Origin of the sequence: Micromonospora trifolii, from assembly GCF_050516465.1 — a bacterium.
Classification (GTDB): Bacteria; Actinomycetota; Actinomycetes; order Mycobacteriales; family Micromonosporaceae; genus Micromonospora; species Micromonospora trifolii.
The window spans coordinates 5,941,630-5,954,046 of record NZ_CP191526.1; the positions used below are offsets into that span (position 1 = coordinate 5,941,630).

A 12,417-nucleotide genomic window follows, 5' to 3' on the forward strand; every position below is an offset into this window, starting at 1 on the left:
GGGGATGATCGCGGGTCCGCCCGTCGCCGGACGGCGGAACTGGCGATCGACGGATAACGTCGGCGCATGACTGTTGAGCACCCCGCGCTCGCACTGCGTGGCCTGGCCAAGCGGTTCGACGGGACGATCGCGGTGGCCGGCGTCGACCTGGACGTCCCCGCCGGCTCCTTCTATGGCCTGCTCGGCCCCAACGGCGCCGGCAAGACGACCACCCTGTCGATGGCGGTCGGGCTGCTGCGACCGGACGCCGGCTCGGCCTGGGTGCTCGGGCACGACGTCTGGCAGGACCCGGTCACCGCCAAACGGCTGCTCGGCGTGATGCCCGACGGGGTCCGGTTGTTCGACCGGCTGACCGGCGCGGAGCTGCTGGCGTACAACGGGTTGTTGCGGGGGATGGACCCGGCGGTGGTCGACCAGCGGGCTGCCGAGCTGCTCGACGTGCTGGCGCTCGGCGACGCCGGTCGCACGCTGGTCGTGGACTACTCGGCGGGCATGAAGAAGAAGATCGGCCTGGCCTGCGCGCTGCTGCACGGCCCCCGGGTGCTGGTGTTGGACGAGCCGTTCGAGGCGGTCGACCCGGTCTCCGCAGCGCTGATCCGGGACATCCTCACCCGATACGCGGCCGGCGGCGGCACTGTGGTCTTCTCCAGCCACGTCATGGAGGTCGTCGAGCGGCTCTGCTCGCACGTGGCGATCCTGGCCGCCGGCACCATCAAGCGGGTCGGGACCATCGACGAGGTCCGCGGCGGTCGCTCGTTGGAGCAGGTCTTCGTCGAGGTGGTCGGCGGGCGCACCGCGACCGGCGAGGAGCTGTCGTGGCTCTCCCAGTAAGTGCGGACGCCACCCCCGCCGCGCCGGTACGGTCGGTCTCCGCTCGCCACTTCGTGCGGCTCAAGCTGCGGGTGATGGGCAACAACTTTCGGGGCCAGGGCTGGCGGATCGCCCTGTTCGTCGGCGGCGCGTTGCTCGGGCTCTGGTTCGCCGCCGCCGGGTTCTTCCTCTTCGCCGCGCCGGGCCTGACCGGCAACGGTCGGTACGCGGTGCTGATCGCGGCGGCCGGTGGCGGGCTGCTGGTGCTGGGTTGGCTGTTCCTGCCACTTGTCTTCTTCGGTGTGGACGAGACACTGGACCCGGCCCGCTTCGCGCTGCTGCCGCTGCCCCGGCGCACGTTGGTGACCGGCCTGTTCGTGGCGGCCCTGATCAGCGTGCCGGTGCTGGCGGTGCTCATCGCGTCGTTCGGGCTGGTGCTGACCGCCTGGTCGTTGGGTGGCTGGTCGGCGGGGTTGGTCGCCGTCGTGGGTGTGCTCGCCGGGTTGCTGCTCTGTGTGGCCGCCAGCCGGGCGGTGACCAGCGCCTTCGCCACCATGTTGCGGTCCCGACGGGTCCGCGACCTGGCGGCCGTGCTGCTGGCGGTGACGGCCGCGCTGCTCGGCCCGTTGCAGGTCTTCGGCCTCGCCGCGCTGCGCGAGGCGGACTGGACCCGGTTGACCGGCGTGGCGACCGTGATCGGTTGGACGCCGTTGGGCGCTCCGTGGACCGTCGGCATCGACGTGGCCCAGGGCCGGGTGTGGGCGGCACCGGTCAAGTTGCTGATCACGGTGCTGGCGCTCGGCGCCCTGCTGGCCTGGTGGTCCCGGTCGATCGAGTCGGCGATGGTGGGTGCGGCGAGCGCCGGTAAGGCCCCGGTGCGGCGCGGGGTCACCGGCGGCGCGGTCGCCCAACTGTTTCCCCGGGTCGCCACCTGGGCCGGCCGGGACCGGTTCGGTGCCCTGGTCGCCCGGGAGGCCCGTTACTGGTGGCGGGACGCGCGCCGCCGGGCCAACCTGATCACGGTCGCGGTGGTCGGCATCTTCGTGCCGGTGTTGATCAACGTTACGGGCGGGGACTTCGCGTTCGAGGACGGCGCCGGGTACACGGCGGCTGCCAGCGACAGCTCACCGGTCGTGGTCACCATCTCCATGCTCCTCGTGGGCGTGCTCGCCGCCGTCACCCTGGCCAACCAGTTCGGCTTCGACGGCAGCGCGTACGCGGCGAACGTGGTGGCCGGGGTGCCCGGCCGGGTCGAGTTGCGGGCCCGGATGACGGCTTTCTCGCTGTACGTGCTGCCGATGTTGGGCTTCGTCGCGGTGGTGTTGTCGTTTCTGCTCAGCCGACCGGAGTGGATCGGGCTCACCATCGGCGGTCTGGTCGCCACCTACGGCGCCGGGTTGGCGGTGAACAGCCTGATCTCGGTGCTCGGGGCGTACTCACTGCCGGAGACGAGCAACCCGTTCGCCATGAACAGCGGTGCGGGCCTGGCGAAGGGGCTGCTCACCCTGCTGGCCATGCTCGTCTCGGTGGTCGTCGCGGTGCCGATGGTGGTGGCCGCCGCGCTGCTCGGTGACGCGTGGCTCTGGCTGGCCCTGCCGGTCGGCGCAGCGTACGGGCTGGGCGCGGCGCTGCTGGGCGCGTACCTGGCCGGCGACGTGCTGGACCGGCGCCAGCCAGAACTGCTGGCCACCGTCACCCCTCGGCGCTGAGCGCGGGCCGTCCCCGTCCGGCCGAACGCCGGTCGGGGGCACCCGTCCCTCGTTATGGTGCGAGCAGTCGGGACGAGGGGGCAGTCGGCATGGGCTCGCACACGCGTTACCGCAGCATCGTCGTCGACGGGCTCTCGATCTTCTACCGGGAGGCGGGGGCACCGGACGCGCCCGTGCTGCTGCTCCTGCACGGTTTCCCGTCCTCGTCGCGGATGTTCGAGCGGCTGTTCGATCGGCTCGCCGACCAGTTCCGGCTGATCGCGCCGGACTACCCCGGCTTCGGGCACAGTGCCGCCCCGGACCCGCGGAGCCCGTACACCTTCGACCGGATCGCCGAGACGATGGCGGGTTTCGCCGCCGCCGTCGGCGCGGAGCGTTACCTGCTCTACGTGCAGGACTACGGCGGGCCGGTGGGGTTCCGGATGGCCCTCGCCGATCCGGGTCGCCTGCGCGGCCTCATCGTGCAGAACGCGGTCGCCCACGACGCCGGGCTGGGCCCGCTCTGGGGCACCCGCCGGGCCTTCTGGCAGGACCGGCCCGCGCACGAGGCGGCGGTCCGGGAGAACATCCTCTCGCTGGCGGCGATCCGCACCCGGCACGTCGGCAACGATCCGGACCCGGAGCGGTACGACCCCGACCTGTGGGTCGACGAGCAGGCCTTCCTCAGTCGCCCCGGGGAGATCGAGCGTCAAGTGGACCTCCAGTACGACTACCGGACCAACGTCGCCTCGTACCCGGCCTGGCAGGACTGGCTGCGCCGGACCCAGCCGCCGCTGCTGGTCGTCTGGGGTCGGTACGACACCTCGTTCGAGGTCACCGAACCCGAGGCGTACCGCTCCGACGTGCCGGGGGCGGAGGTGCACCTGCTCGACGGGGGGCACTTCGTGCTCGACACGCGACCGGACGAGGTCGCCGCCCTGATTCGCTCCTTCGCCGGTCGGGTTCTGGCGACGGGCGGGGCGGGTCACAATGTTTCACGTGAATCATGAGCCGGGTGCCGAGATCCACCACACCGATCCGTTCGCGGTGCCGACCGGGCAACGGTCGCCGGTCCGCCGGCTGCGTGGTCGCCTCGCCGCACCGGTGACCCTCTGGACGGCGCCCGGTCCAGCCGGGCTGACCGTCTCGTCCACCCTGGTGGCCGAGGGGGAACCGGACCGGCTGCTCGGGTTGATCGACCCGGAGTCCGACCTCTGGGCGGCCCTCGAGGAGTCCGGTCGGTTCGCGGTCACGCCGCTCGGCCCGCCGCACCGGCAGCTCGCCGACCGGTTCGCCGGCCTCTTTCCCGCCCCGGGCGGGCTCTTCGCCACCGGCACGTGGAACGAGACACCGTACGGGCCGGTTCCGGCGGACGCCGGCGGCTGGGCAGGGTGCCGGCTGGACACCGCCCGGGAGTACGGCTGGGGCCTGCTGGTCGAGGCCACGATCGAGGCGGTCGACCTGGCCGAGGAGGCCACTCCGCTGCTGCACTACCGCGGTCGTTACCACGAGCTGCCGGCCTGAACGAACGCCTCGCCAGGGGCGACCGATCACCGCAGTGACCTGAGTCACTTGGCGCAGCCAGCCAACCGCTCGGCGCACTCGCCGACCGGCGTCGATCTCAGCCTTCCCTGCCGGGGAGTGCGCTCTTTACGGTGCGCGAAACTCCTCTGACGCCTGTGAAGGTGGTGATCCACAGATGTCCACGGACACACCCGCTCCGGCCGCTTCCCAGTCGGACAAGTACCTGGCCGTACAACGGTCGGACGAGTTCGCCGGGCTGCGGCGTGCGCTGCGCGGCTTCGTCTTCCCGATGACCGTCGCGTTCTTCCTGTGGTATGCGCTCTACGTCATTCTCTCCGCGTACGCCCGGGACTTCATGGGCACGAAGCTGTTCGGCAGCAACATCAACGTCGCACTGGTCTTCGGCCTGCTCCAGTTCGTCTCCACGTTCCTGATCGCCTGGCTCTACTCCCGGTACGCGGACCGGAAGATCGACCCCATCGCGGACCGGATCCGCGCCGAGATCGGGGAGGTGACCCGTGAAGACGGTTCACGCGGTTGAGACGTTCCTCGCGGCTGAGGCGGGCGATCACACCGCCCGCAACCTGACCATCACGCTCTTCCTGGTCTTCGTGGCGGTGACCCTGGGCATCACCATCTGGGCCAGTCGGCAGACCAAGACGGCGACCGACTTCTACGCGGGCGGCCGGTCCTTCTCCGGTTTCCAGAACGGCATGGCGATCGGCGGCGACTACATGTCGGCCGCTTCGTTCCTCGGCATCGCCGGCATCATCGCGCTGTACGGCTACGACGGCTTCCTCTACTCGATCGGCTTCCTGGTCGCCTGGCTGGTGGCCCTGCTGCTGGTCGCCGAGCTGCTGCGGAACTCGGGCCGGTACACGATGGCGGACGTGCTGGCCTTCCGGATGCGTCAGCGTCCGGTGCGTACGGCGGCGGCGGTCTCCACCATCACGGTGTCGATCTTCTACCTGCTCGCCCAGATGGTCGGCGCCGGCGCGCTGGTCGCGCTGCTGCTCGGCATCCGGCCGGGGACGACCTTCCTCGGCATGGACGCGGACACCGCGAAGGTGGCCACCATCATCATGGTCGGCACGCTGATGATCATCTACGTGACCGTGGGTGGCATGAAGGGCACCACCTACGTGCAGATCGTCAAGGCGTTCCTGCTCATGGGCGGCGCGCTGTTGATGACCATCCTGGTGCTGGCGAAGTTCAACTTCAACCTGTCGGAGCTGCTCGGCCAGGCGGCCGCCGCATCGGGCAAGGGCAGCGCGTTCCTCGAACCCGGGCTCCGGTACGGCGTCGAGGTCGCCGGCAACTCGACACAGACGTTCTACAACAAGGTGGATCTGCTGTCCCTGGGTATCGCCCTGGTGCTCGGCACCGCCGGTCTGCCGCACATCCTGATCCGCTTCTACACGGTGCCGACCGCGAAGGCGGCCCGCAAGAGCGTGCTCTGGGCGATCGGCATCATCGGCACCTTCTACCTGCTCACCCTGGCCCTCGGCTTCGGTGCGGCGGCGCTGGTGGGCAGCCAGGCGATCACGGCACAGGACAAGGCCGGCAACACCGCCGCGCCGCAGTTGGCCGAAGCGCTCGGCATCGACTTCTTCGGCGGCGAACTGGGCGGGGCAGCCCTGCTGGCGATCATCGCGGCGGTCGCCTTCGCCACCATCCTCGCGGTGGTCGCCGGGTTGACGCTGGCCTCGTCGTCCAGCCTGGCGCACGACTTCTACGCGAACGTGCTGAAGAAGGGTGAGGCGTCGGAGCGGCAGGAGGTGCGGGTCGCCCGGATCTCCGCCCTGGGGATCGGCGCGGTGTCGATCGCCCTGTCGATCTACGCGCAGAACCTCAACGTGGCGTTCCTGGTGGCGCTGGCCTTCGCGGTCGCCGCCTCGGGCAACCTGCCGGCGATCCTCTACAGCCTCTTCTGGCGGCGGTTCAACACCTCCGGCGCGGTGTGGGCGATCTACGGCGGGCTGATCTCGGCCGTGCTGCTGGTGTTCTTCTCGCCGGTGGTCTCCGGTGCGGCGACCTCGATGTTCCCGGACCACGACTGGCAGTGGTTCCCGCTGTCCAACCCGGGCATCCTCTCCATCCCGTTCGGTTTCCTCTGCGGATGGATCGGCACCGTCATCTCCAAGGAGCACGACGAGGAGAAGTACGCGGAGCTGGAGGTGCGCGCCCTCACCGGCTCTGGCGCCCACTGATCGCGGCACCTGTCGAGGGGTCCCCTGTTGACGCGTGACGTCAACAGGGGACCCCTTCGGCGAATTCGGCGGTCGGTAGGCTGAGCGGTATGAAGGTTGCTGAGCGCTTTGGGTCCGGTCACCGCGTCCTCGTCACCGGCGGAGCTGGCTTCGTCCCGTCGCACCTGGTGGACTCGCTGATCGCCCGAGGCTGCACGGTGGTGGCGCTGGACAACTTCGTGACCGGCTCCAAGGAGAACGTCGCCCACCTGCTGGACCGGCCGACCTTCACCCTCGTCGAAGCGGACATCTCCGACGGTCTGCCGACCCACCACCCGGCGCTGGCCGAGCGGTTCGACGCGATCCTGCACATGGCCTCGCCGGCCAGCCCCACCGACTTCGCCCAGTTGCCGGTGGAGATCCTCCGGGTCGGCTCGGTCGGCACCCTGCACCTGCTGGAGCGCGCGGCCGCCGACGGCGCCCGGTTCCTGATGGCCTCCACCTCCGAGGCGTACGGGGACCCGAAGGAGCACCCGCAGCGGGAAACCTACTGGGGCAACGTCAACCCGATCGGGGTCCGCAGCGTCTACGACGAGGCCAAGCGCTTCTCCGAGGCCGCCACGATGGCGTACCACCGCTACCGCGGGCTCGACGCGGCGATCGTCCGGATCTTCAACACGTACGGCCCGCGGATGCGCCCGGACGACGGCCGCGCCATCCCCACCTTCATCTCCCAGGCGCTGCGCGGCGAGCCGATCACCGTGCACGGCACTGGCAACCAGACCCGGTCCATCTGCTTCGTCGAGGATCTGGTGCGCGGCATCCTGCTGCTGCTCGACTCGACCGAGACGGGCCCGGTCAACTGCGGCACCGAGCACGAGCTGACCATGCGGCAACTCGCCGAGTTGATCGTGTCGCTCTCCGACAGCACCTCGAAGGTGACCTATGTCACCCGCAGCTCGGACGACCCGGAGATGCGCCGGCCGGATCTCACGCTCGCTCGTGAACTGCTCGGATACGAGCCGTCGGTCGCGCCCGAAGACGGCCTGCGACGCACGATCGAGTACTTCCGGACGCGGCTAGGGTAACCAGATCTTCGCGTACCGCCTGCCGCTGAGTGTCGCCTGAAGGCGGCGGTGGCTTCCGCTACGTACCCTGAGTTACATGTCCGCGACCTCGTCTGCCGGCGTCCCGAATCCGTACCTGCATCGCAGCGCCGGGCGCGCGTCGGTGCCCGGCCCCGACCGGGGCGCCTCCGGGCGTGCCCGTCCGGCCGAGGCGCGCTTCTACCCGTCGTACGACGAGGAGCAGCCTCGCTCCGGCGGCCCGGCGGGGCCCACCGGGCCCGACGGCCCGGGTGGCACCGGTGGCCCGGGGCGGCGCGGCCCGCGACCGCGCTGGGGTCGGATCGCCCTGGTGGCCGGGGCCGCGGTGCTGGTGCTGGCGCTGCTCGGCAGCGTCGGCGCCTGGTTGTACGCCCGCAACCTCAACAGTGACCTGGCCCGCACCGACCCGTTCGCGGAGATCACCGGTGGTCGGCCCGCCAAGACCGTCGATGGCGCGCTGAACATCCTGCTGGTCGGCAGCGACTCGCGGGACCCGGACGCGCCGGTCGACAGCAAGAGTCAGTGGCGCGCCGACACGATCATCGTCATGCACATCCCGGCCGACCACCAGAAGGCCTACCTGGTCTCCATCCCCCGGGACCTGTACGTGCCGATCCCGGAGAGCGCCGGCGCGGACTGCGGCTCCGGTTCGCGCGCGAAGATCAACGCAGCGTTCGCGTTCGGTGGGCTGCCGCTGGCGGTACGCACCGTGGAGTGCTTCACCGACGTTCGGATCGACCACGTGATGGCGATCGACTTCGGCGGCTTCAAGGAGGTCACCGACGCCCTCGGCGGGGTGGACCTGAAGGTGGAGCGCACCACCACCTCGATCCACAAGCCGTACCGGACCTTCACCAAGGGCACCAACCACATGGACGGCGCGGAGGCGCTGGACTGGATCCGGCAGCGCAAGCAGTTCCCGGACGGAGACTTCGCCCGGATGCGGCACCAGCAGGAGTTCCTTCGGGCACTGATGGACAAGGCGGCCAGCACCGGCACGTTGGCGAACCCGAAGAAGCTCAACGATTTCCTCAAGTCGGTGACCGCGGCCGTAACCGTCGACCAGACTTTCTCGGTTACAGACATGGCGCTGCAGTTCCGTAACCTGCGCGGCCAGAACCTCACCTTTGTGACCAGCCCGAACTCGGGCAGTGACACCATCAACGGCGAGTCGGTTGTGGTGTCGGACCGGGAGAAGGCGCTCGCGATGTACCAGGCAATGTCCGCGGACACGATGGCCGACTGGGTCAAGGCGAACCCGCCGAAGAGCAACGACGGCGGCTGACCGTGGCCCGACTGGCACCAGCCGTTCGGGTCATCGAGCAGCGACGATCGACTGAGTCTGCAAAATTCGACGTCCGGATTGACCCGGGATGAACTCGCCAAGTCGATTTGATGTACGTACAGTGGTGCCGCCCCCTCCTGATCACGAGCTGGAGTACGCATGCCGGTTCAGGCCAGTCGTCGCCCTTCTTCCTCCGGGTCCGCCGCCCCCAGCGGTCGAGTCGCTGCGGCCATACCCGCGCAGGCACGCCCCTCGGGTGGCGGGCCGGGCTCGCGTCCGCCCGGCAGCGGCGGTGGTGGCGGTGGCGACCGCCCGGGTGGCGGTGGGTCGTCGAAGAAGCGGACGAAGCGTAAGGACCCGCTCTGGGCCAGGCTGACAGTGGTCTTCGGTGCCGTGCTGATGTTGAGCAGCGGGGTGGCCATCGTCGGCAGCAAGGCGCTGATCGGGCAGGCGACCGGCGGCATCGCGAAGGGCAACCTGCTGGGTGATGCCGGCAAGTCCGACGCCGAGGGCGGCGCGAGCCTGGACGGCCCGATCGACATGCTGCTGCTCGGCGTGGACGCGCGGGAGCGCTGGGCCGCCGACGACGTCCGCTCGGACAGCATCATCATCCTGCACATTCCGGCCACGCACGACCAGGCGTACCTGATCTCGATCCCCCGGGACACCGAGGCGCAGATCCCGGCGTTCCAGAAGAGCGGCTACGGCGGCGGCTCCGGCAAGATCAACGCCGCGTTCCAGGCCGGTGCCGCCAACGGCGGCGGCTGGGAGGGTGGCGCCCAGCTGATGGCCCAGACGATCAAGCGGCTCACCGGGATCAGCTTCGACGGCGCGGCGATCATCAACTTCGGTGGCTTCAAGAACGTCATCGACACCCTGGGCACGGTGCGGATCTGTGTCAGCCAGGAGGTCAAGTCGCTGCACATGTCGTACGTCGACGGCAAGCCGATGTGGAACGCGGACGCCAAGAAGACCGGCAAGCAGCGGACCCCGGTGGTGCACAAGAAGGGCTGCCAGGAGATGGAGGGTTGGGCCGCGCTCGACTACTCCCGGCAGCGCAAGTCCCTCAAGAACGGCGACTACGACCGGCAGGCCAACCAGCAGCAGCTGATCAAGGCGATGGCGAAGAAGGCCACCGAGGGCGGGATGTTGACCAACCCGGCCAAGATGAACAACCTGATCCAGGTGGCAGGTAAGTCGCTCGTGCTGGACACCGGCGGCGTGACGATGGAGAACTTCATCTTCACCATGCGCGGGGTCACCGGCAACGAGCTGACCATGCTCAAGACCAACAACGGCACCTTCAACGCCAACAACAACAACACCGAGGGCTTGAACGAAGAGACGATGGCGATGTTCCAGGCGGTCAAGCAGGACAAACTCGCCGAGTTCGTCTTCACCCACCCCGAGGTGATCTCCAGCCGCAAGTGAGACCGGGAGTCGCGGAAAGTCAGCGACGGCCTCCTCACCGCCCGTAGCCTGACGTGAGCAGGTTTCACGTATCGGCTGCGGGGAGGCGGTCACGTCCAGGTGGGGACGGAACGCAGCGGGCCGGGCCGGAGCGGCCCCGTCCGCCCGGGCGCCCCGCGCCCGTGGGCCGCGGATCCTGCTCGGCATCGGCCTGGCCCTCGTCCTGCTGGCGGGGCTCGCCGTGGCCGGGCTCAAGACGCTCAGCCACCGCTACGACCGCACGGTGACCAAGGAGCAACTGCTCGACGCCGACGCCCGCACCGACCGCACCGACCTGGACGGGCCGCTCAACTACCTCCTGGTCGGCTCCGACCGGCGCCCCGGCGACAGCGGCCCGGACCAACGCTCGGACACCATCCTCATCGTGCACGTCCCCGCCGGGCAGCGGGAGGCGTACCTGGTCTCCATCCCGCGTGACCTGCTGGTCGCCATCCCGCCCGCGAACGGCTTCGGCGGCGGTCAAGACAAGATCAATGCCGCGTACGAACACGGCGGAGGCGGGCAGGCCGGCGCCCAACTGCTCTCCGCCACCCTGCACCGGCTCACCGGAATCCGGTTCGACGGCGCCGCGCTGATCGACTTCTCCGGCTTCCGGAAGGTCATCGACCTGCTCGGCGGGGTGGAGATGTGCGTGGACACCGAGGTCCGCTCGATCCACACCAACCGGGTCTTCCCCACCGGCTGCCACCAGATGGACGGCGCGCAGGCGCTGGACTACGTCCGACAGCGCTACGACCTGCCCGGCGGTGACTACGACCGGCAGCACCACCAGCAGCAGTTGCTCCGGGCGATGTTGGACAGCGCCGGTAAGGCGGACCTGCGGAACAACCCCGTCAAACTGGACCAGGTGCTCCGGGCGGTCGGCGGCTCGTTGACCGTCGACACCAACGGCGTACCCCTTGAGGACCTGCTCCTCGCGCTGCGCGCGCTGCCGCCCGACGGGATGCGCGGCGTCCAGGTGCCCTCCTCGCCGCAGACGATCGACGAGGTCTCGTACGTGGTGCTGGACAACGGCGGCAACGGGCTCTTCGAGGCGCTCCGCGGCACCCGGGTGCCGGCCTGGGCGCAGGCCAACCCCCGCTGGGTGACCCGGTTGTGACGGTGCCGACGGCCCGGTCGGTGCCGAACCGGGCCACGAGGATCTAGTGTTGCTTCCTGTGTTCGGACCCCAGGTTCCCACCGTGCCCGTGACCGAGATCGCCGACGAGACCTACCTGCTGGATGTGCGGGAGGACGACGAGTGGGCGGCCGGCCACGCGCCCACCGCCCACCACCTGCCGATGATGGAGCTGCCGGCCCGGCTGGCCGAGGTGCCCACCGACCGGGAGGTGGCGGTCGTCTGCCGTTCCGGCGGACGTTCCGCCCAGGTCGTCGCCTACCTGATCAACAACGGCTGGGAGCAGGTGCGCAACGCCGACGGCGGGATGCGTCAGTGGGCTGCGGTCGGCCGACCGGTGGTCGACGCGAACGGGCAGCCCGGCCAGGTCATCTGAGGCCGGCGGAATGGGCGGGCCACTGGTCTTCGCGCACCGCGGCGCCTCGTTCGACCTACCCGAGCACACCCTCGCCGCGTACCTGCGCGCCCTCGACGAGGGCGCCGACGGCCTGGAGTGCGACGTCCGGCTGACCCGGGACGGGCACCTGGTCTGCGTGCACGACCGACGACTCGACCGCACCAGCAACGGTCGCGGTCTGGTCAGCGCGCGTACGCTCGCCGAGCTGGACGCGCTGGACTTCGGCTCATGGCACCCGGGCAGCGCCCCGAACGGCGATCTGCCACCGGATGAGTCGCACACCCGGCTGCTGACCCTGGCCCGGCTCCTGGACGCGGTGCTCGCCGCCGGGCGGCCGGTCCGACTGCTGGTCGAGACGAAGCACCCGTCCCGCTACGGCTCGAACGTGGAACGGCGACTGGTCAGCCTCCTGCGCCGGTACGGGCTGGCCGACCCCGCGCCGGACGACCCGGTGCAGGTCACCGTCATGTCGTTCTCCCCGCTGGCGGTCCGTCGGGTGCGCGAGCTGGCCCCGACGCTGCCCACCGTGCTGCTGCTGGAGGTGCTGCCGCGCTGGCTGCGGTTGGGGCGACTGCCGTTCGGCACCCGGATCGCCGGGCCGGGCATCGGCCTGGTCCGGGGCCGCCCGCAGCTGCTGCCCGCACTGCGCGCGGCCGGCAACCAGGTGTACGTCTGGACGGTCAACGAGCCGACCGACCTGGAGCTGGTGCTGGCCGCCGGGGTGGACGGGATCATCACCGACCGGCCCGCGTACGCCCTCGCCCGGCTGGACCGCTGACCCATCGACCGGGCGGGGGTGCCCAAACCCGGGTCGGCGGGGCAGACTCGGCA

11 protein-coding genes and 1 pseudogene are annotated in these 12,417 nt (G+C 70.2%); all 12 read left to right on the forward strand.

Annotation, left to right across the window (positions count from 1 at the left end):
* The first annotated feature begins 66 nt into the window (after window positions 1-66).
* Entirely contained in the window at window positions 67-831 is a 765-nt protein-coding gene (locus ACQRWP_RS27650; RefSeq protein WP_430498901.1) for an ABC transporter ATP-binding protein, read from the forward strand.
* On the forward strand, window positions 816-2,519 hold the full coding sequence (locus tag ACQRWP_RS27655) for an ABC transporter permease (RefSeq protein ID WP_430498902.1): 1,704 nt from the start codon (window positions 816-818) through the stop codon (window positions 2,517-2,519). Before ACQRWP_RS27650 ends, ACQRWP_RS27655 begins: the two co-directional genes overlap by 16 nt.
* A gap of 89 nt (window positions 2,520-2,608) precedes the next feature.
* On the forward strand, window positions 2,609-3,508 hold the full coding sequence (locus tag ACQRWP_RS27660) for an alpha/beta fold hydrolase (RefSeq protein ID WP_430498904.1): 900 nt from the start codon (window positions 2,609-2,611) through the stop codon (window positions 3,506-3,508).
* Window positions 3,480-4,022 (forward strand): annotated as a pseudogene (locus ACQRWP_RS27665) (flavin reductase family protein); the annotation flags it as partial. The gene ACQRWP_RS27660 and the pseudogene ACQRWP_RS27665, both read left to right, overlap by 29 nt.
* A gap of 175 nt (window positions 4,023-4,197) precedes the next feature.
* A complete protein-coding gene (locus tag ACQRWP_RS27670; protein WP_088950720.1) occupies window positions 4,198-4,563 on the forward strand; it encodes a DUF485 domain-containing protein in 366 nt (121 codons plus the stop codon).
* Window positions 4,541-6,232, forward strand: a complete 1,692-nt coding sequence (locus ACQRWP_RS27675; protein ID WP_238687565.1) for a solute symporter family protein — start codon at window positions 4,541-4,543, stop codon at window positions 6,230-6,232. Before ACQRWP_RS27670 ends, ACQRWP_RS27675 begins: the two co-directional genes overlap by 23 nt.
* An 89-nt stretch (window positions 6,233-6,321) precedes the next feature.
* A complete protein-coding gene (locus ACQRWP_RS27680) occupies window positions 6,322-7,299 on the forward strand; it encodes an NAD-dependent epimerase/dehydratase family protein (RefSeq protein WP_238681609.1) in 978 nt (325 codons plus the stop codon).
* 76 nt (window positions 7,300-7,375) lie between these two features.
* Window positions 7,376-8,602, forward strand: coding sequence for an LCP family protein (locus tag ACQRWP_RS27685; RefSeq protein ID WP_430498907.1), 1,227 nt, complete (start codon window positions 7,376-7,378; stop codon window positions 8,600-8,602).
* Between the two features lie 159 nt (window positions 8,603-8,761).
* Window positions 8,762-10,033 (forward strand): LCP family protein, encoded by a 1,272-nt coding sequence (locus ACQRWP_RS27690; RefSeq protein WP_430498909.1) that lies wholly within the window; start codon window positions 8,762-8,764, stop codon window positions 10,031-10,033.
* A gap of 220 nt (window positions 10,034-10,253) precedes the next feature.
* Window positions 10,254-11,171: an LCP family protein gene (locus tag ACQRWP_RS27695; protein WP_430498911.1), complete on the forward strand. Its 918-nt coding sequence runs from the start codon at window positions 10,254-10,256 to the stop codon at window positions 11,169-11,171.
* 58 nt (window positions 11,172-11,229) lie between these two features.
* A complete protein-coding gene (locus ACQRWP_RS27700; protein WP_030487745.1) occupies window positions 11,230-11,565 on the forward strand; it encodes a rhodanese-like domain-containing protein in 336 nt (111 codons plus the stop codon).
* 10 nt (window positions 11,566-11,575) lie between these two features.
* Window positions 11,576-12,364, forward strand: coding sequence for a glycerophosphodiester phosphodiesterase (locus tag ACQRWP_RS27705; protein WP_430498914.1), 789 nt, complete (start codon window positions 11,576-11,578; stop codon window positions 12,362-12,364).
* Window positions 12,365-12,417: the final 53 nt, after the last annotated feature.

Excerpts from the sequence above, each read along its gene's own strand:
- ACQRWP_RS27650 (WP_430498901.1), top strand. The coding sequence starts at position 67 with ATGACTGTTGAGCACCCCGCGCTCGCACTGCGTGGCCTGGCCAAGCGG.
- ACQRWP_RS27660 (WP_430498904.1), top strand. The coding sequence starts at position 2,609 with ATGGGCTCGCACACGCGTTACCGCAGCATCGTCGTCGACGGGCTCTCG.
- ACQRWP_RS27670 (WP_088950720.1), top strand. The coding sequence starts at position 4,198 with ATGTCCACGGACACACCCGCTCCGGCCGCTTCCCAGTCGGACAAGTAC.
- ACQRWP_RS27680 (WP_238681609.1), top strand. The coding sequence starts at position 6,322 with ATGAAGGTTGCTGAGCGCTTTGGGTCCGGTCACCGCGTCCTCGTCACC.
- ACQRWP_RS27685 (WP_430498907.1), top strand. The coding sequence starts at position 7,376 with ATGTCCGCGACCTCGTCTGCCGGCGTCCCGAATCCGTACCTGCATCGC.
- ACQRWP_RS27690 (WP_430498909.1), top strand. The coding sequence starts at position 8,762 with ATGCCGGTTCAGGCCAGTCGTCGCCCTTCTTCCTCCGGGTCCGCCGCC.
- ACQRWP_RS27705 (WP_430498914.1), top strand. The coding sequence starts at position 11,576 with ATGGGCGGGCCACTGGTCTTCGCGCACCGCGGCGCCTCGTTCGACCTA.